18 protein-coding genes and 4 riboswitches are annotated in these 20,839 nt (G+C 32.4%); all 18 genes read left to right on the top strand.

Annotated elements, in window-relative coordinates:
* Position 1: 1 nt before the first annotated feature.
* The 18 genes from nikC (at position 2) to CLJU_RS11030 (ending at position 20,232) form a co-directional block, all read left to right on the top strand.
* Positions 2 to 826 (top strand): nickel transporter permease, encoded by an 825-nt coding sequence (nikC, locus tag CLJU_RS11115; RefSeq protein ID WP_013238909.1) that lies wholly within the window; start codon positions 2 to 4, stop codon positions 824 to 826.
* Positions 827 to 848: 22 nt separating this feature from the next.
* Entirely contained in the window at positions 849 to 2,405 is a 1,557-nt protein-coding gene (locus tag CLJU_RS11110; protein WP_013238908.1) for an ABC transporter substrate-binding protein, read from the top strand.
* Positions 2,402 to 3,250 (top strand): ABC transporter ATP-binding protein, encoded by an 849-nt coding sequence (locus tag CLJU_RS11105; protein WP_013238907.1) that lies wholly within the window; start codon positions 2,402 to 2,404, stop codon positions 3,248 to 3,250. The genes CLJU_RS11110 and CLJU_RS11105 overlap by 4 nt, the downstream gene beginning before the upstream one ends.
* Positions 3,195 to 4,157 carry an ABC transporter ATP-binding protein gene (locus CLJU_RS11100; RefSeq protein ID WP_013238906.1) on the top strand — a complete coding sequence of 321 codons (963 nt, stop codon included), beginning with the start codon at positions 3,195 to 3,197 and terminating at the stop codon, positions 4,155 to 4,157. The genes CLJU_RS11105 and CLJU_RS11100 overlap by 56 nt, the downstream gene beginning before the upstream one ends.
* Positions 4,158 to 4,194: 37 nt before the next feature.
* The gene (locus CLJU_RS11095; protein ID WP_013238905.1) at positions 4,195 to 4,923 is read left to right on the top strand and encodes a succinylglutamate desuccinylase/aspartoacylase family protein; all 729 of its coding nucleotides are present in this window, start codon (positions 4,195 to 4,197) and stop codon (positions 4,921 to 4,923) included.
* Positions 4,924 to 4,986: 63 nt separating this feature from the next.
* Entirely contained in the window at positions 4,987 to 6,537 is a 1,551-nt protein-coding gene (locus tag CLJU_RS11090) for an ABC transporter substrate-binding protein (protein WP_013238904.1), read from the top strand.
* Between the two features lie 100 nt (positions 6,538 to 6,637).
* Complete coding sequence (locus tag CLJU_RS11085; protein WP_013238903.1) at positions 6,638 to 7,387, top strand: class I SAM-dependent methyltransferase; 750 nt, start codon at positions 6,638 to 6,640, stop codon at positions 7,385 to 7,387.
* Positions 7,388 to 7,392: 5 nt separating this feature from the next.
* On the top strand, positions 7,393 to 8,754 hold the full coding sequence (locus tag CLJU_RS11080) for an MATE family efflux transporter (protein WP_013238902.1): 1,362 nt from the start codon (positions 7,393 to 7,395) through the stop codon (positions 8,752 to 8,754).
* A gap of 627 nt (positions 8,755 to 9,381) precedes the next feature.
* Entirely contained in the window at positions 9,382 to 9,765 is a 384-nt protein-coding gene (locus tag CLJU_RS11075) for a 4Fe-4S binding protein (RefSeq protein ID WP_013238901.1), read from the top strand.
* An 83-nt stretch (positions 9,766 to 9,848) separates the two neighbouring features.
* Positions 9,849 to 10,033: riboswitch (cobalamin riboswitch) on the top strand.
* 22 nt (positions 10,034 to 10,055) lie between these two features.
* Positions 10,056 to 10,301 (top strand): hypothetical protein, encoded by a 246-nt coding sequence (locus CLJU_RS22250; RefSeq protein ID WP_041705115.1) that lies wholly within the window; start codon positions 10,056 to 10,058, stop codon positions 10,299 to 10,301.
* A 200-nt stretch (positions 10,302 to 10,501) separates the two neighbouring features.
* The gene (locus CLJU_RS11065; RefSeq protein WP_013238900.1) at positions 10,502 to 12,136 is read left to right on the top strand and encodes an ABC transporter ATP-binding protein; all 1,635 of its coding nucleotides are present in this window, start codon (positions 10,502 to 10,504) and stop codon (positions 12,134 to 12,136) included.
* Between the two features lie 69 nt (positions 12,137 to 12,205).
* Positions 12,206 to 12,658, top strand: coding sequence for a GNAT family N-acetyltransferase (locus CLJU_RS11060; protein ID WP_013238899.1), 453 nt, complete (start codon positions 12,206 to 12,208; stop codon positions 12,656 to 12,658).
* Positions 12,659 to 12,838: 180 nt separating this feature from the next.
* On the top strand, positions 12,839 to 13,465 hold the full coding sequence (locus CLJU_RS11055; RefSeq protein ID WP_013238898.1) for a hypothetical protein: 627 nt from the start codon (positions 12,839 to 12,841) through the stop codon (positions 13,463 to 13,465).
* 347 nt (positions 13,466 to 13,812) lie between these two features.
* A riboswitch (cobalamin riboswitch) is annotated at positions 13,813 to 13,997 on the top strand.
* 357 nt (positions 13,998 to 14,354) lie between these two features.
* Complete coding sequence (locus tag CLJU_RS11050) at positions 14,355 to 14,612, top strand: DUF3467 domain-containing protein (protein WP_013238897.1); 258 nt, start codon at positions 14,355 to 14,357, stop codon at positions 14,610 to 14,612.
* 180 nt (positions 14,613 to 14,792) lie between these two features.
* Positions 14,793 to 14,978: riboswitch (cobalamin riboswitch) on the top strand.
* A 327-nt stretch (positions 14,979 to 15,305) separates the two neighbouring features.
* Positions 15,306 to 16,118, top strand: coding sequence for a hypothetical protein (locus CLJU_RS11045; RefSeq protein WP_013238896.1), 813 nt, complete (start codon positions 15,306 to 15,308; stop codon positions 16,116 to 16,118).
* 113 nt (positions 16,119 to 16,231) lie between these two features.
* The gene (locus CLJU_RS21335; RefSeq protein WP_013238895.1) at positions 16,232 to 19,381 is read left to right on the top strand and encodes an Ig-like domain-containing protein; all 3,150 of its coding nucleotides are present in this window, start codon (positions 16,232 to 16,234) and stop codon (positions 19,379 to 19,381) included.
* 154 nt (positions 19,382 to 19,535) lie between these two features.
* Positions 19,536 to 19,841, top strand: a complete 306-nt coding sequence (locus CLJU_RS11035) for a hypothetical protein (RefSeq protein ID WP_041705114.1) — start codon at positions 19,536 to 19,538, stop codon at positions 19,839 to 19,841.
* 64 nt (positions 19,842 to 19,905) lie between these two features.
* Entirely contained in the window at positions 19,906 to 20,232 is a 327-nt protein-coding gene (locus CLJU_RS11030; RefSeq protein WP_013238893.1) for a hypothetical protein, read from the top strand.
* 177 nt (positions 20,233 to 20,409) lie between these two features.
* Positions 20,410 to 20,595, top strand: a riboswitch (cobalamin riboswitch).
* Positions 20,596 to 20,839 lie beyond the last annotated feature (244 nt).

The raw sequence follows: 20,839 nt of genomic DNA, 5'->3' as shown, positions 1-20,839 counted from the left end.
CATGGAAAACTTTACGGTGTTTGTAAAAAAAAATAAATTATTTATATTTCTATGCATATTAGCGGTAATTTTAATTTCAATAAGTTTATCTGCGAACTACATAGCTCCTCATGATCCTCTTAAAACAAATATGACCAATGCACTTCAAGGTAGAAGCAGTAAGTTTCCATTAGGTACAGACAACCTTGGAAGATGTCTACTTTCAAGATTGTTATATGGAGCATCCACTTCTCTAAAAATGACTTTTTGTCTAGTTATAATAATATTTATAGTTGGAACAGCATTGGGAACAATAGCCGCATATTTTGGTGGTATAGTTGACACAATTATAATGAGATTTTCTGATATTTTTCTTGCTTTTCCAGGTATTATTTTTGCTATAGCTATTGCAGGAGTGCTTGGACCTAGTTCGATGAATGTTGTTATAGCTTTAGCTGTAGTGAATTGGGTTAAATATGCAAGAGTAAGTCGAAGCTTAGTAATGTCTGTAAGAAAAAAGGAGTACATTAAAGGAGCTAAAATGGGAGGTGCTAAAGAATATCAAATAATTTTAAAATATATATTACCTAATATAATACCATCGCTTATTGTAATAGCTACTATGGACATAGGAACTATGATGCTTGAAATATCATCTCTTTCATTTTTAGGTCTTGGGGCTCAGCCGCCAACTCCTGAATGGGGATATATGCTTAATGAAGGTAGAAATTACATGCAGACTTCACCAGGACTTATGATATATCCAGGTGCTGCAATATTTATAACTGTGATGATATTTAATTTACTGGGAGACAGTATAAGGGATATATTAGATCCTAATCAATGAATATTAAAAGGAGAGAACACAAATGAAATTTAAATTAAAAAGAAAATTAGCATTAATATTTACAACAGTGTTATTATGTACAAGCTTTTCAGCCTGTACAGGTGGGAATTCTGCTGACAAAGGCAGTAGTAACAATCCCAAAAGTATTACCTTTGGTTTTAATCAGTTTCAAACTAATATGGATCCTGCTCTTGAATATAATGGTTGGTATGTTTCAAGATTTGGTGTAGGAGAGACTTTAGTTAAATTAAGCCCAGAAATGAAAATAGAACCACTTCTTGCTGATTCATGGAAAAGAATCGATGCTTTAACGTGGCAATTTCATATTAGAGAGGGGGTTAAGTTTCATAGTGGTAAAACAGTTACTGCTGAAGCGGTAAAAGCATCTCTTGAAAGAGCATTAAAATTAAATAAAAGAACCAGTGAAATATTGCTTGTTGATAGCATAACTGCAAATGGACAGGAACTTACATTGAAAACTAAAAAACCACATGAAGCACTTTTAGGGAATATTGCAGACCCTCTTACTACAATAGTAGATACTACTGCAGCAAAAGATACCTTTGCTAAAGCTCCAGTGTGTACAGGCCCTTTTAAGGTTAAATCATATACTCCAAATTCAACAGTAGTAGTAGAAAGAAATAAAGATTATTGGGGAGATAAAGCTAAGGTAGATGAAGCAACCTTTAAATATATTAAAGATGATAACACCCGTGCAATGGCATTACAATCTGGTGAAATTGATGCAGCAACTAATATTCCAAGTAACAATTTACCTTTATTTAAAGATAAGTCTAAATATAATATAGACAAAATTTCAAGTTTAAGAATAATTATGTCCTTTGAAAATTTTAATAATGAATTTTTAAAAGATCCAGCAGTGCGCAAAGCTATTGCATTAGGTGTTGATAGAGATACTTATGGTAAAACACTTCTTAAGGGTAGTTCTGTACCTGCAGTTGGACCTTTCCCGGGATCACTACCATTTGGGAATAAGAATCTTACAGGTTATAAATATGATAAGGCAGCAGCAGCTAAGCTTTTAAGCGATGCAGGATATAAAGATACAGATGGGGATGGCATACTAGAAAAAAATGGTAAGAAATTAGAACTGAATTTAGCTTTTTACACAACTCGTTCAGAGCTTCCTATAATTGCACAAGCAATGCAGTCGAACCTTAAAGAAATTGGTATAAGTATTAAATTACAATCCTATGAATCCGTTGATCCAGTTTTAAAAAGCAAGAATTTTGATCTTTGCTTATTAAGTGTAAACACAGCAGTAACAGGAGATCCTCAGTCATTCTTACAGATGTATTTTAAAACTGATGGAAGTGAGAATCATGGCGGATATAGTAATCCAGAAGTTGATGCTCTAATTGATAAATTAACAACAGAGAAAAATATTGAAGCAAGATATGATGTCGCTACAAAGGTACAACAGAAATTAATAGATGACAATGCATATATATTCCTTGTTTCACCAATGCTTAATATAGTCAGCAAAAATACTGTCAGTGGATTAAAAATGTATCCTCTTGACTACTATATTTTAGATAATAAGGTAGGCATAAAATGATGAGCGAAGAGATTTTAAGGATAAATAATTTATCAATAAAATACGGTATGCAAGAACCTGTTGTAAAAAATATAAGCATGTCAATTGCAAGTAAGGAGATAGTAGGAATAGTTGGTGAAAGCGGCAGTGGAAAATCAACACTTATACGTGCCATACTAGGTATATTACCTAAAGGAGCTGCTATTTCTTCAGGAAATATAATTTATAAGGATAAAGATATTCTTAAGCATTCTAAGAAAGAATGGCAAGAAATACGTGGTAATAGAATGGCTATTGTTTTTCAGGATGCAGGAGGATCATTAACTCCTATTAAAAAAGTTGGTAATCAATTCATTGAAAGCATAAGAAGTCATTTTAACATGTCAAAAGCTGATGCATATGACAAAGCAGTTGATATGCTTGGAAAAATGAGACTTCCTGATACAAAGCGTATAATGAATTCTTATCCTTTTGAACTTAGTGGAGGTATGAAGCAAAGAGTAGGTATAGCTATAGCCATGACTATGGAACCAGAAATATTATTGGCAGATGAGCCAACCAGTGCTCTTGATGTAACGGTACAAGCACAGGTGGTAAGACAGATGATGGAGCTTAGAGACAATTTTAATACAAGCATAATAATAGTTACACATAATATGGGAGTAGCATCTTATATGTGCGATAAAATAGGAGTAATGCAAAGTGGTGAATTAGTTGAGTGGGAAAATAAGGATGAGGTGATAAACAATCCAAAGTGTGAGTATACTGAAAAACTTTTATCAGCAATACCTGAATTGGAGGAATGTAATCTTGCTTCAAGAGAAAGAACCAATATTGACAATAAAGAATGTTGTAAAGCAATTTGATTTGCAGGATGGAAAAAAGTTAACTGCAGTTGATAATGTAAGTTTAGAACTATATTCAGGAGAATGCTTGGGGATAGTTGGAGAAAGTGGCTGTGGTAAAAGTACTTTAGCAAATGTAATTACCAATTTGGAAACCTTGACTTCAGGAGAGATTATTTATAATAAGAGAGATATTTCAAAGTTGAAGTGGGAAGAACTTAGACAAAATCGAAGAAAACTCCAGATGATATTTCAAGATCCTTCTGAATCCTTCAATCCCCGTATGAGGATTGGACAAATTATAAGTGAGCCACTTTTAAATTTTAAACTTATGAATAAAGCTGATGCGGAATTGAAGACAAAGAAACTCCTTCAAATGGTGGGGATCAGTGATGAATTTATGAACAAATATCCCCATCAGCTAAGTGGAGGACAAAAGCAAAGAGTTGCAATAGCAAGAGCTCTATCTTTGTCACCCGAAATTATAATATGTGATGAAGCTACTTCTGCTTTAGATGTTTCAGTGCAGGAACAGGTGCTTAAACTTCTTATAAATTTGAAAAAAGAAAAGGGACTATCATACATTTTTATATGTCATGACTTAGCAGTGGTTAGAAATATCAGTGATAGAATTATCGTAATGTATCTTGGACGTATTGTTGAAACGATTGACAGTGATAGGCTTACTACTGCTGCAGTTCATCCATATACAAAGGCACTTTTAGCATCAGTATTTTCTGTTAAAAAAAGAGAAAATACTGAAATAGAAATAATAAAAGGTGAGCCGCCAAGCTCTTCTGATATACAGCCAGGCTGCAGTTTTAATTCCAGATGTACAAAATGTAGAGATATATGCTTTAAGGAAAAACCTGAATTAAAAGAAATAGAAAAAGGTCATTTAGTGGCCTGTCATTTATCTGATGAATAGCAGTGATTTAACTGATTATATGAGAAGGTAATAATTGATGCAAACAATAAAAGTAGGAAATATGTGTGCCAAAACTGGAGAAAAAGTATCAGGTTATGTACAAGTAAAGGGAACGGATATAGAACTTCCAGTTACCATTATTTGCGGAGAAAAGGAAGGAAAAACAGTATTCATTTCTGGAGGAGGGCATAGTGCAGATTATTATATTGATCTTCATTGTGGAGATGGGTATGAAGAGCTAACACCCTATGTATATTGTGTAGGAGTAGCTGCTCCAGAAGTCGTTAAAGCAGCAAGAGGTATGGCTGAACTAGTAAATGTCCCTTATTTGGTGCAGTCTCCTTCTGGCAGTGGAGGTTCTTATAATTATGCTGGTTCCTGTGGAATTCCTAGTATTTTGATTGAGAGAGGTTGTATGGGACGGTGGTCGAAAGAAGAAGTGAAACTAGGAAAAGAGGATGTTAGAAATGTGCTGCGATACTTAAAAGTCTTACAGGGGGAGGTTTCTAAAAGAACTTATCATCCTATGGATGTTGGAAAGGTGATTTGTAAAAAGGCTGAATACACAGGCTGCTGGTATCCAACGAAAAGAGTAGGTGATAATTTTAAAAAAGGAGAAATATTAGGTTACATTAAAGATTATTTTGGCAACGTTTTGGAAACCTACGCTGCTGAGATGGACGGAATATTACTCTATCAGGTTAGTAGTTTGTGTGTTATTAAGGATGGCCCTATGGTGGCTTACGGAGAAAAGATAAATAATTGAAAAAAACAGAACCAAGGGAAGCTATTTAAAAGTACGTGATATTGGATTAGGAGGAGATTGCAGATGAAAATAAGAAAAAAATTAGCAATTATGCTTACAATAGCTTTATTATGTACAAGCTTTGTTGCTTGTACAAGCGGGGGAGCTTCTGATAAAAGTGGGAATGAAAAGCCAAAAAGTATTGTGTTTGGATTAAATACTGTTTCAACCAATTTAGATTCTGCTGTTGGGTTTAATGGTTGGTTGGTTTCCAGATACGGCGTAGGTGAAACTTTGGTTAAATTTAATAAGAATATGAAAATAGAACCTCTCCTTGCTGATTCATGGAAAAGAGTAGATGATTTGACATGGAAGTTTCATATTAGAGAAGGTGTTAAGTTCCATAATGGTACACCTGTTACGGCTAAAGCTGTAAAATCATCTCTTGAAAGAGCATTAAAGGTAAATCCAAGAACAGAAAAGATATTACTTATTAAGTCTATAACTGCAGACGGTCAGAATCTTACTATAACCACTAAAACTTCAAATGAAACATTTTTGGGGAATATTGCAGATCCTCTTACTATAATAATGGATACTAATGCTGCTTCAGACACATTTGCTAAATCTCCTGTGTGCACTGGACCTTTCAAAGTTAAATCATATGTTCCAAACTCAAAGGTGGTAGTAGAAAAAAATAAAGACTATTGGGGAGACAAAGCACAGTTAGATGAGGCAACTTTTAAATATATTAAAGATGATAATACTCGTGCAATGGCACTACAATCAGGAGAAATTGATGTTGCAACAGGCATTTCAGGCAACAGTATGTCATTATTTGCGGATAAATCTAAATATAATATAGATAAAGTTACTAGTCTAAGAATAATAATGTCATATGAAAATATGAATAATGAGTTCTTAAAAGATTCAGCAGTACGTAAGGCTATTGCTTTAAGTGTGGATAGAGAGACTTATGCTAAAAAACTTTTAAAGGGTGCTGCTGTAGCTGCAGTTGGGCCTTTTTCAGAATCTTTACCTTATGGAAATAAGAATCTTACAGGATATAAGTATGATAAAGCAGCAGCAGCTAAGCTTTTAAGCGATGCAGGATATAAAGATACAGATGGTGATGGCATATTAGAGAAAAATGGTAAGAAATTAGAACTGAATTTAGCCTTTTACACAAGTCGTTCAGAGCTTCCTATAATTGCGCAAGCAATGCAGGCAAACCTTAAAGAAATTGGTATAGGCACTAAGCTGCAAGCGTATGAATCAGTTCCTAAAGAAATAAAAAGTGGAATTTTTGATCTTTGTTTATATAGTGTAAATACTGCAGTAACAGGAGATCCACAGACATTCTTGGAGCAGTATTTTAGAAGTGATGGAAGTGAAAATTATGGGAAATATAGTAATCCAGAGGTGGATTCCCTTATTGATAAATTCAAAGGTCAAAAAGATATTCAGGCAAGAAATAATATTGCTATACAAGTACAGCAGAAACTATTGGATGACAATGCAGATATATTTATTGCTACATCAATGCTTAATGTAGTTAGTAAAAATACAGTTACTGGAGTAAGAGTGCATCCTGATGAGTATTATTTATTAAATAGTAAGGTAAGCATAAAATGATAAATAACAAAATTTTAAATATAGGTAATTTATTTATAGAATATAAGATAAAAAAACCTGTTTTAAAAAATGTAAATATATCAGATAGGAGGAAATTAACATGTCATTACAGGAAAACATTGAAATGCACTGGACCCAATCTTCTAATAACTATAGCAATATAATAAAGGATGAACTGAAGAGCTATCGTCCGGATAAATGGAGGTCGCTTATTTTAAGTCAGGCGCCTGATAAGCTAGTTCTGGACATACTTGATGCTGGGACAGGCCCTGGTTTTTTTGCCATTATTTTAAGTCAGGCAGGTCATCGTGTCACTGGAATAGACAGCTCTGTAGGAATGTTGGAAAAAGCCCAGAAAAATTCCGCCAGATCAGGTGTTTGCCCTGTATTCACCCGTATGGATTGTCATAAGCTCAACTTTGAAGACAATTCTTTTGATATGATAGTCAGCAGAAATGTTACATGGACGCTGCATGATCCCATGAATGTATATCGACAGTGGCAGAGAATCTTGCGGCCTGGTGGACGTCTTCTGATTTTTGATGCCGACTGGAATCTTCACTATTATGATGAAGAACTAAAAAAAGAAGTAGAACGAAGGGAGAAGGAGTGCATCAGTATTTACGGCTCTACCTACTCTGGCGATGACAAGGGAAAAATGAAACTGGACTATGATGAACTTCCACTTTGCAAAATCATGCGTCCAGATTGGGATGTAAAGGTTCTAAAGGAATTGGACTTCAAGGACATTTCATTTAACCCTGATATTACAAAAGACCTTTGGGATGATAAGGAAAAGCTATTGTATGGAGCATCGCCCATGTTCATGGTGGCTGCGACAAAAAAGTGAAGCAAATGAATAATTTGAAAAAGAGTACTAATTTAACAGAGGGCATTATATGGAAACAAGTGTTGTTTTTTGCACTGCCACTGATTGCAGCAAGCATTATTCAACAATTATATAATACAGTGGATTTGATTTTTGTTGGGAATTATCTTGGCAAAGAAGCTGCAGCAGCAGTTGGAGCTAGTTCCTTGATTATTACCTGTTTAGTAGGATTTTTTACGGGGATGTCAGTAGGAGCAAGTGTTGTTATTGCTAATATTGTTGGATCGGGGAAAAAAGAGAAATTAAAAGATGCAATACATACGGCAATAGGATTGAGTTTCCTTGGAGGAATAGTGCTTTTCATTATTGGCTATATTGGTGTGCCATATTTCTTAAGGTGGATGAATGTTCCAGGAGAAATATTGGAACCGGCTGTTTCCTATATAAGAATCTATTTTTTAAGTCTCATTTCAATTATTACCTATAACATGGGTTCTGGTATTATACGTGCCATGGGTAATTCCAAAACACCAATGTATATACAACTTTTTGGTGGGATTGTTCATGTATTAATGGATGCATTGTTTATAGTTATTTTTGAAAATGGCGTTAATGGGGTTGCATGGGCAACGCTTTTATCCCAGACTGCAACTGCTGTACTGATATTATATTATTTGACACATTTAGAGGGCGAATATAGATTACAATTTAGAAAAATACGAATACATAAAGAAATACTGTTACTTATTTTTAAAATTGGAATACCGTCCGGGCTTCAAAGTATTGTAATAACATTGTCAAATGTTTTTGCACAATATCATATTAATAGCCTTGGTGTAAATGCAATTGTTGCATTTACTGCATATTTTAAAGTAGAATTACCTATTTATCTTCCAATTGTAGCTTTCGGACAAGCAATTACAACATTTTCTGGGCAAAATATGGGTGCAGGAAATATTGAAAGGGTAAAAAAGGGAGCCAAGGTATGTATACTAATGGAAATAGGTGTAACTATAGTGTCAAGTACGCTTTTGTTGATATTTGGACGCCAAGTTTTTGGAATATTTAATCATGATAGTGTGGTAATTGATTACGGAATAAGAATAATTAACACTTCATTTCCATTTTATTGGATTTATGTTATTTTGGAAGTATTGGGAGATACTATAAGAGGTGCAGGAAAAGCAGCTCCACCAATGGTGATTATATTATCTAATATATGCATACTTAGAATTATATTGCTCTTTACTATAATGCATTTCTATCATGATGTTAGGGGAGTAGCAATTACATATCCCATAACCTGGGCAACAACAGCACTTTGTATGACTTTCTATTATTTAAAAGGTAATTGGACAAAGAAAGTAGTCGCTTTTCCCAATAAGTAAGATTCATTGATATAGATAAATATATTAGTATCAAAATAAAACTAAATTAAAGCGTTTTATCAATATGATATGAGAAAAATATTCAAAATGATAAACAGAGTTCTTGGTTTCAGGTGGAGCTTTTTTCTCCATCTGAAACTTATTAACAGGATTCTTAGTGCTTTAGCACTTAGAAGGCGTTATCCTTTAGGAGAAATTGTTATCCAGGGGCGTAACAGCCGTTATCCCCCACTTTAGTAGAAGATGGGGGGATTACGGCTGGTAGCCATCGGATAAAATTTATAATTTTAAGTAGGAATATTGCAAGCTGAAGAATTGGCATGTAAATTGCTTTATAAAATAGTATAGTTTTGAAATAAATTTAATTATTCAAACCCTAAACTCTAAAATAAAAAATACTTAAGAGCAGTCCCTCCTGCACTTAAGTATTTTTTATTTTATTTTGACAATTTTGTTGTACATTTATTTTATTCCATGACTATATGATCTAATACTACCACGCACTTTGTTTATACAAAGCAAAATAATAGGCATAAAATTTGCGGTATTGATATATACCTTATATATTTGTATAATTAAGGTATATGTACAAAGTATATATAAATAATGTTTAAAGGGGAATGTATTATGAAAAAATTAGTTGTTAAAGATAAGTCTTTATGTATGTCTTGTTTAAGCTGTGAAATGGCTTGTTCCGAGGCATTTTACAAAACTTACGGCAATTCTTGTATTAAGATTGATGAGGGAAAAGATGGATGTGTAGATTTAAAAGTGTGCAATCAATGTGGAGTGTGTGCTAAAAAATGTCCTGAAGAGGCCATTAAACAAAATGCTAAGGGAATATATATGATAGATAAAAAAGCTTGTACTGGCTGCGGTACATGTGTAGAAGCCTGTCCAAAAGGTATTATTGTAAAAGTAGAAGACAAGCCTAATCCAAGTAAGTGTATGGCATGTGGTATTTGTGTTAAAGCTTGTCCTATGGGAGTACTTGAAATTCAAGAAGATTAAAATGTTTAATAATGGATTCGTTAAGAAAATAATATTGACTTTTCAAAATTTTTGCTATGAATTTAACATAAAGGTAATAAAATTTAATATTTTTACTATTAGGTGCTGTCAAATTGATAGTTAAAAGGGAAAGTGTAAAAAACACTGCAGCCCACCGTTACTGTATGGAGGATGAAACCCTAGTTATGTCACTGGATTTTTATATCTGGGAAGACGGGGAAGTAAGATGAATCTGAGCCAGGAAACCTGCCTGATATGTCGGTGATTCTTTCGGAGGGGAAGATAATGCTATGTTTATTCAAAAAGTAAACGGTTATATTAACATAAGAGAACAGAGATGTTTTTTAGTTATTAACCATTATTGTAAGTTATGTTATAAAAAGAGACCTTCGAAGGGAGAAGGTTTCTTTTTATTTATAGGAATTTATCTGATGCCAAGAACTTTGTTTATGAACAATCAAGTAAGTCATCAGATTTGTCCTTATTTTAGAATAACCCCTCCGTCATCAATGAAAGAACTAAATGCAGTGGATTAGACAGGCGAGTACAAAAAGGAAGGTGATTAGATAGAGTGAATCGTAAAAATAAGTTGAATAAAAAATATGAAAGGTAAGAATAAATCCTATGGATGAAAATGTAAAATTAGAAGAAGTTAGTAAAATCAATGTATCATAATTAATTCCTGGTTGTAAATTTGTATTGACTTGAAATCAAAAAAATATAAGGAGAAAATAATATGGGTAACTTTAGTAGCTTATTGAAATTAATACCGTTTTTAAAAAAATATCGCATCATTTTTACTATAGGAATTATTGGCATGATTTTTAGTTCAATTATATCAACTCCTATTCCATACATAATAGGACGTATAATGGACAAGATACTTATAACTAAACAAGGATATAGTGACTTTTATAAATTAATTGCTGTAATAGCACTATTGTATATTTTGAGATATATTCTTGCGGTTATTTCAAAATATATGTTTGTTAAAGTTAGTAATTCAATTGTTAATGAAATGAGATATTTGGTGATGGACAAGGTGATAGATTTGCCAATGGACTATATATCCTCTACACAGAAAGGATATATTCAAGCAAGAATATCAGAATGTAGTTCTGTGGGAGGAATTTTTTCACCTCAATTTATAAGTATTTTTCTAAATTTAATTGATACGGTGATGGCGTTAGGTACTATGTTTGTTATAAATTATAAATTATCTATAATAATTTTGTTTTTAACTCCAGTTTTTTTCATTACTTCTAAAAAATCTGCAAGTGGATTTATGAAAAATACACAAAAGATGATGGAATCTAGTGCAATTTTAAATGGAGATACTTTTGAAATAATCAATGGAATTGAAGATATAAAAGTGCTTAATGGTAAAAACAGCAGTCTTTTAAAGTTTAAAAATAAACTTGATGAACTTACAAAGGATAGTACAAAACAAAGCAAGGCTATATTATTATTTACGGAAAATATAACACTTATTAATGATTTTGGTACACTTCTAATACTATTAATTGCAGGAATAATGATTTTAAAAGGACAATTTACCATAGGATTATATACTTCTTTTTCATTATATATAGCTAAAGTTTTTAGCAGTACTCAAGCTTTAGCAACTATAGGGACTATAATAAAACCAGTATGTTTAAGTATTGAAAGAATATATCAGCTTCTTGATATGCAAGGTGAAAACAGTGGGAAGCATGAATATTTAAATAGGAAAATTGAATCTATAGAGTTAAATAATGTAGATTTTAAATATAATACCTCTGAAGAATATGTTTTAAAAAATTTGAGTTTTAAAATAAGTAAAGGGAAAAAAATTCTTATTAAGGGTGAAAATGGATCTGGAAAATCTACTCTTATAAAACTCTTAATAGGACTATATACTCCTACAAGTGGTAAAATATTTTATAATAGATTAGATCTTGAAAGGATTAATAATAAAAGCTTAAGAAATAGGATAGGAATTGTATCACAAAATATATTTTTATTTAGGGGAACAGTATTGGAGAATATATTATATGGGCAGACAAATAGAAACCGTGAGCATGTAGAAAAACTTATTGATCAATTTATGCTAACTGAATATATTCATAGATTACCTAGAGGATTGGATACCGAAATAAGTCAAAATACAGCAGGCGTTTCAGGGGGACAGGCTCAGGTTATAGCTTTTATAAGAGCAATGCTTTCCAATAAGGATGTAATTATCCTAGATGAACCTATATCTAATGTTGATGCCGAAACAAGAGAAATAATGTTGAGAATTTTGAAAAGTAGAAAAACTAGTTCAATATTAATAATAATTTCTCATATTACTAAAGGAATAGATTTTATAGATAAAATTATTGAAATATAAAAATTAAACTTTATATTCTTTATAAATTTTATTGACTGTGAGTGTTTAAGTTAGGTGGTTATAAAAAGTATGGCAATTGAAGAGATTAATAATAAATATGCAATTCAACTTATAGAAATATTAAATACTGATAATGTATTACAAGAAAAATTAGGTTCCAGAAAGTGTATAATATCAAAGGATGAATTTATCAAACATAATAATGAATGGTCTGAAAACACAAACTCAGAAATATTTGCTATCGTTTTGAATAATAATGCAATTGGTATGATATCGTTAAGTTATCAGAGTGTAGAAGAGAAAAAAGCAAAAATTGGTTATTGGATTGGGAGTAGGTACTGGGGAAAAGGATATGCAAGCAAAGCTTTTTCGCAAATATTAGAATATGCTAAAAGGAAAGAAATAAAATATTTAAGTGCTAAAATTGTAAAAGATAATCTGGCTTCTAGAAAAATTTGGGCAAAGTATGGAGCAAAAATGGAATTAATAAGAGATAAGATGTACGTGTCTATAGTATTATAGAAATTTATACTATTGTTGGTTATAATTTGTATGACAAAGCAGCGGGAAATATAATAAGCAATTATAAAGTCAGAAAAATAGGACTTTTATATTTTACTGAAAATTATGGAGAATGATAACTATTTTTAAAATATATATTAAATATGAAATTATATGTTACTCAAAGGAGACAAAAAAGTTGTGAATTTAGGAAAAGAATTTTTATGCAAAAGAGAGTTATATTTGAAGGACAAGGGTTATAAGATACTTCCTAACCAAATAAAATTCCATAAGAATAATATTGTATTTTATCATTATACCCACAGTAAATTTCTTCATATGATATTTTCTAAAAATAGTGGATTATATGCTCGAAGGCAAGTAAGTTGTCCTAATATACCTGAAGAATTTAATGACTGTTATTTAATTGAGGGATTTCTTGATCCATTGCCTAAATGGTTAACAGAGGATTATTATTTTGGAAATTTAGGATTTGAAATGGTACGGCGGTATATTGGGAATGTTTTGTTAAGAGTAGAATTGCCAATGAATTTTAGTGGCTTATATATAGCAGATTATGCCCATATTCTTGATTGTAAACATACTAATCTTCGAGGAACAAGTCCTTTAGATTTAGGATATGATATATCCAATGGACATGAAGCAACGCAAGCATATGTTAATTCCTATATACCTGTAAAAAAATATGAGGGGAAGCATATGGCACCAGTAATACAAATAATTCGTAAGGAAAAAGGAATTGCTGTACCAAATAAATACTTGTCAGTTTGTAAGTTACAGCCGATATTAAGCGAGATTGATTTATAGAAGTTAATCCGTAAGGTGGTTTTCTAAAAATCTTGATAAACTATATGGTGTAAATATAGAAAATCCTAAAATACATATAGATAAACTAGAGAAGGGCACTCCTAGAGTTTAAACTGCCATACCTGCTATTGTGAGTCTTTCCAGGCTTGAAACATTCGTTCCACACGGCCCTTGACTTTTGGAACGCTGTTGGTTTTAATCTCAATGCCTATGCATATTTAGAATATAATCAACTTTGGTATACTAAGACATTATCATCTTTCGTTCAGAAATATCTTTATATTAATGAAAATAATGTTGACTTTTCAAAATTTTTGCTCTAAACTTAACATAAAGGTAATAAAAATTTAATATTTTTACTATTAGGTGCTGTCAAATTGATAGTTAAAAGGGAAAGTGTAAAAAACACTGCAGCCCACCGTTACTGTATGGAGGATGAAACCCTAGTTATGTCACTGGATTTTTATATCTGGGAAGACAGGGAAGTAAGATGAATCTGAGCCAGGAAACCTGCCTGATATGTGGGTGATTCTTTCGGAGGGGAAGATAATGCTATGTTTATTCAAAAAGTAAACGGTTATATTAACATAAGAGAACAGAGATGTTTTTAGTTATTAACCATTATTGTAAGTTATGTTATATATAGAGACCTTCGAAGGGAGAGGGTCTCTTTTTATTTTTGTAGGAATTTATCTGATTACAAGAACTCTGTTTATGGACAATCAAGTAAGTCATCAGATTTGTTCTTATTTTAGAATAACCCCTTCGTCATCAATGAAAGAACTAAATGTAGGGGATTAGACAGGCGAGTACAAAAGGAAGGTGATTAGATAGGGCGAAGTGTAAAAATAAGTTGAGTAAAAAAATATGAAAGGTAAGGGTGAATTCTATGGATGAAAATGTAAAATTAGAAGAAGAAAAGGAATTATATTCAAATAGATTAGAGCTTTCTGGAAGTGTATATGATTTTCAGTTAGATTTTATGAAGGTGTATAAAAAAGATGTAAAAGATAGTGTGAAGATATTTATGAGCCCGCAGCAGGCAAAAAGTGTTTGTATGATGCTTACGAAATCAGTAGAAAAGTATGAGGATACTTTTGGAGAAATTAATATAAATCCCAAAACTAACGCTGAGTTAAATAAGTAATAGACATTTTAACAGTATTTAGGACAAACTTTAGCATTAAAATTTATCTGATGTCAAGAACTCTGTTTATAGAAAATTGTGTTGTATTATTGAAATTTACAATAATTTAATAAAGTTTTTATAAATTATTGACAAATAAGTGGAGTTGGTGTATTGTAAAGGTAATGACAATTGTAAAATAAATGATAATTTTGAATAGGTTTCTTTTTTAGGAATTAATAGGGAAAGTGGTGAAAAACCACTGCAGCCCCCGCTGCTGTAAGGAAGATGAAATTCACAAAATGCCACTGAAGATATAATCTTTGGGAAGGTGTGAAAAGTAAGATGATGCCAAGCCAGTAGACCTGCCTGTTACAAACATATATGGTTCTTTCGGTGGGAAAGGTAAGTATTCAATGCCAGTAACATCTGTTTACATTAAATATTTATAAATTCATGTCGTATACTGGAGACCTTCGAAAGAAAGAGGGTCTCTTTTTATCTTTTATTTACACAAATATATATTTATTTACGTTAATCTAATCTCACCTGAATTACCACCTGGTTTATTTTTCATAAAGGTTAAAAATATGATTGTCATTATATTTAACTTTCCAGGAGGTGATTGATATAAAAGTGTAAAAGTTTTATCATTGTCTTTTAAATTTGGACAAGCAACAATTAAAAAATTAAAAATTTGGAGGAGTGTATAAAATGATTAGAAGATTAAAAAACAAATTATTTGCGACACTATGCATAACAACATTAACTTTGGGAGCTGTAGCTGCGCCGTCTGCTTTTAATAGTGTAAAAGCTGATGCTGCTCCAACAAAAACTGTCTATGTGGATGTTGAGAAAAATGTTTTAGGACAAGCACCTATTTTACAGCCAAAAGCAGTTACACTCAGTGATACGAATACCATTGCTGATGCTACAAAACAGGCTGTAGGTGATGGAAATGTAAACATAGTTTCGAGCAAATATGGCAAGTATGTAACAGGTTTTAAAGATACTACAGATAATCAAGCTGCATTTGAAGATTATTCATTTACGAGCAAGCTTAAAAATTTAACTAAAGGTATTGTCTTCAGAACAGATATACCAAAGCAGCCTATTGTTACCGATGCAAATTATTTAAGTGAAAAAGAATGTGATGGAATTTCAGGCTGGATGTTTACAGTTAATAATGTAGATCATGTTAACTCAACTTATTATGATGGAAGTACAACATTAGATAATGTACCGGATGGTGCTACAATACGTTGGGAATTTTCAGCAGCAGCAGGATGTGATTTAGGATTAGCAGGATATTTACCAGATGGAACAATTTCTGACAAAGGAACTTACAATTGGAGTTATACACAAACTCCTGCATTCTTTAGTGGAAGAGCAGATAAAACAGATCTTATAGCAAAAATGGCAAATCATGCGAATAAAACAGATACAGCTTATACTAATGCATTAACTCAATTGGAGACATTACAAGCTACACAAGGCGCTGTTAATACTGCAGCTGGTGCTTTATAAAAGCGGATTTTCCCTATTGATTAAGTAAATGTTTTAGATTGATACCGGGCTAAGATGTATTTTTAACCCGGTATTTCTTATATAGTTTTATAAAAATTAGAGAGGAGAACAAAGTGAAAAAATTATGGAAAAAGATTAGCCTTGTTATGATGCTTATGTTTACTTTAATGACATTTGCACCTTATACTGCTAGAGCAGGTGCATCACCAACGGCGTCAACGCCATCTTTAAACCAGGGCTCAGATGGAAATTACACTGTAAGTTCAGTAGATGACCTAAACAAACTCAGGGGAGATATCGATAAGGGCATAGACTATTTAGGCAAAAAAGTTGTTTTGACACAGGATATTGATATAAGTAAATCAAATGTTCCTTTAAAATCTCTTACCTCTCACAATAAAAGTTTTGATGGTACTTTTGATGGAAAGTTTCATACTATAAGTGGTTATACGGATGCAGCTTCAGGCTTGTTTGGAATTGTATGGAAAGATGGAATTGTGGAGAATGTTAAAGTTGATGCTAATGTAGACATAAAAGATAGAAGTAAAATAATTTTAGATGACAACGATGATGTATTTTATGGAGTAATTGCAAATGAATGTTGTGGTACAATTACCCACTGCTGCAGCACAGGAAGTATTGAAGTTGATGCTGGCAGATTTTCAACTTTAGCAGGAATAGTTGGTAATAGTGCATGTTCTGATGATAACTGGAATCTAATAAATGGATATACAGATAACTGCTGTAGTAATGTTACTTTTGATACTAAGTCTTCATTTTTACCAAATATTGCAGGAATTTGTGTTACACCTGGCTCAGAAATCAAAAATTGCTATTTTTATGGTAAATTCCTGGAAAATGAAAAAAAAGTATCTCGTCAACCAATCGATACAAGTAGCGAAACTGATGTAACTACCTGTGCATATGATAGTGATATACTGGGATTTTCAAGTACTTCTTTTATGGGAAAACCTGTGGGATATACCACTGCACAAATGAAAGATAAAGACAGCTACACCAAGCTTGGATTTGATTTTGATAAGACCTGGAAGATAGATTCTTCTGTAAATGATGGCTATCCATATCTAAATCCGGATAGTTCAACTAAGATAGCAGCAAAGGTAGTAGTAGATGTGCAGGCAACAGCTAAAGACAGAATCTTTGTACCTGGAACTGAACCTTTTAAGACTACAGATGACTGCCTTAAAGCAGAAGCAACTTTTAAAGTGATTCCAGAATCTGATAAAGATAAAGATTTAATAAGCAAGTATAATGTTAGTGCTACTTGTGATGGAGGTGTATTTTTTAATGCACCAACTATAGGAAATGTACCCCTAACAATTGATTCAAGCAAGATTAAGATAAACTATGATCAAAATGAAGATTACCAGTTTCTACTTGGTAAAGTACTTCCCTCAACTGCAAAACTTCTTGACAATAGTGCGGCAGCACCTACACAGGATGAAGAAAAGCAGCAGGTTGAAGATGCAAAGGAAGTAGAAAATATAATTTACAGCAAATTTGGTGTTGGACAGGAAAAAGCTGTGCCTGTATTTCAGTGGGAGGGAGATAAAGCTGATGCTCCTGGAAAGGAAGGTACTATTTTACTAAATGATGATGATTGGGATGTATTTTCATCAGCCCGATCTGGATACACAGGTATAAGAAGTGGTTACTATGACGATTGGTTTAAGGGCATACAGGATGAACTCCAGAGGATGAAAAATGCAAAAATTGGAGATCAAGATGTAAAAATGACAGAATGGGAAAAACTGGTTCTGGCAATTACATCTATAGGATATGACCCCAGGGATATAAAAGCTTATAATTTAATAGATATAATTTCAAATAAAAATTATTTAAATTCATCAGTTCAGATGTTTGCAGGAACATATGCAGATTATGCATTAACTTCTTATAATTATATTGATCATGTGCTAAATGATGGAAATCATATTGACAGAAATTATATGGAAGAGAGTACACATGATGGTGCTAAGAATGTTTACAAAGAAACAGGTGCTGATGGGTCTCAAGTAGCAGCAAATGCTTCACCTGATATGTGGACTATGATGTTACAAGAAATTGCAGCGTATTATAATGCAAATGCAAAAGAAGGAGACAAGTATTACGATGTAAAACAGGCCATGGATCATGTATTTGATCAATTTTCAAATTCTCAGGCTTATACTGGTTCTTTCTGGGGTGGTCATACAAGTGATGGCGATATTGATTTAAATAACCCGTGGACCAATGCCCAGGTATATATGACACTTGGAATGGCACATGCCAATGTTTTTGACAAGAAATTTATAAAAGATGGCAATACCATATTTAATGCTATACTTGAAGGATTTGATGGCAAAAATAAAACTACCCAATATGACAATTTAAAATATGATCCAGTGCAGATATGCAGGGGCATAGATTCTCTTGTAAGGGATTATGAAGGTAGAAACTCAATATTTGACTGTACAGATGTGAAGAATTCTACAGTGCCTGTAAATAACGACATAGCAGCACTGGATGTAGATAAGCTTACTTCAGCCGATAAAGACAAGGTTGATGCAGTAGAGAAATTGTATGATGCCTTAAGTGATGCACAAAAATCATCCATGAAGCAGGAAACAGTGGACAAGTTAACTGCAGCAGAGAAAAAGGTATCACCATCACAAACGGTAAATGTAACGGGAGTGACATTAGACAAGACGAGTGCAAGTGTGACAGAAGGAGATGCACTGCAGCTTACAGCAGCTGTAGCACCGGATAATGCAGCGAATAAAAAGGTAGACTGGTCAAGCAGTGATAAAACTATAGCATCAGTAGATGAGAACGGGAAGGTAACAGCAGTAAAGTCAGGAACAGCAGTAATAACGGCAGTGTCTGAAGATAATAAAGATGCAAAGGCACAGTGCATAGTTACAGTAACAAACACATCAAAACCAATACAGATAACTAACCTTACAATGGATAGTTCGTTTAAATTAGGTGAGGATGCAAAAGTATCTGTAAAGGCAGAAAATAATTCCGGTAAAGACCAGGATGAATCACTTATAGTAGCACTATATGATGAGGGCGGTAAATTCATCAACTATGTATGCGGAAAGCAGACAATAAAAAATGGAGATTCATCTATTTTAACAGGTATTATGAAACTTCCAGAAGAGGGAATATATAAATTGAAGGCATTTATATGGGACAGCCTTGAAAATATGAATCCACTTTCAGATATTATAGACATACCTGTCCAGTCAAATAAATAAAAAACTTTTAAGATGGGTTTTGCTGGAGATATTGGCAAAACCCATAAATTAAAGATATGAGTTGTTTGATTTTATTAAATTAATGAGCTATTTACAAATAAATAAAATGCTATTATTGGATATAGGAATTTTCAATATGAAAGGAGGGATAAAATTGAAACGTAGATCCATTAAAATAATATTAATATGTATTATTATCATGGTAGGATATATTGGAGTTGATATTTTTACTCATTCCACAATTGAAAGAGCTATAAGAACAGATTTGTTTTTTAGAGGGTATTTTATTAAAGCATTTGAAACAGATGTTTGTAAAAGACCAATTCCTGACCAACAATATGGGACTTTATATTTTTGTAAAAATCCAAGCATTGGTTTAGATTCATATAGTGTTGCTAAGAAACATAAGTATTCAAAAAAGATTGACTATTGGTATATTTATGCTGGGGGCGGTGGATAAATGAAGAAAATAAACTTTATATTCTGTATAAACTTTATTATAAGTTGTAATAAGGAGGAGAAGAATGAAACTTTCGAGAAAAGGTATTGTAATTTTATCTTCTTTTATAATAATTATTGGGGGATTTATTATAAGTCACATAACCCCTTCGATGTCTATTAGAACATATATTTTTGTGAGCGGATATCCAGCGGGAGCATTTAAAGTAACCGTACATGTCAACAAAGGACAGTATAATATGGATAAGAATATTCTTGATAAAGAAAATGCTATGATTTACACTATTGTTGGTTACGATTTGTATGATAAAGCAACAGGAAATGTAATAAGCAATTATAAAGTCAGAAAAATGGGACTTTTATATTTTACTGAAGACTATGGAGAATGCTAACTATTTTTAAAATATGTATTAAATATGAAAATTCATATTTAGTTCTATATTTGGGACATAATCAAATGCGGTATACTAAGACATTATCATCTTTCGTCCAGAAATATCTTTATATTAATGAAAATAATGTTGACTTTTGAAAAATTATGTACTAACCTTAATATAAAGATAATAAAAATTTAATATTTAGTATTAGGTGCTGTCAAACGTGACAGTTAAAAGGAAAAGTGTAAAAAGCACTGCAGCCCACCGTTACTGTATAGAGGATGAAACCCTAATTATGTCACTGGATTTTTATATCCGGGAAGACAGGGAAGTAAGATGAATCTGAGCCAGGAAGCCTGCCTGATATGATGTTAATTCTTTCGGAGGGAAAGATGTTACTATATTTAAGCTGTTTATAATTAAAAGTAAACGGTTATATTGACATGAGAGAACCCTTGTGGTTCTTTTTATTTGTTTTATGCAGTAAAATAATATGAATTTGTATTGGTAAATGGAGACCTTCGAAAGGGGTCTCTTTTGTTATATTAAGCATTATAAAAAGTAGGCAAGCATATTGTAATTTTACCCTTTCAAGGAGGTGATGTGCAGGGTAAAGTCTAAA

The sequence above is a fragment of the Clostridium ljungdahlii DSM 13528 genome (assembly GCF_000143685.1).
Taxonomy (GTDB): Bacteria; Bacillota; Clostridia; order Clostridiales; family Clostridiaceae; genus Clostridium_B; species Clostridium_B ljungdahlii.
Note: the sequence above shows the minus strand (reverse complement) of the source record. Positions and strands in the feature narration are given on the sequence as shown.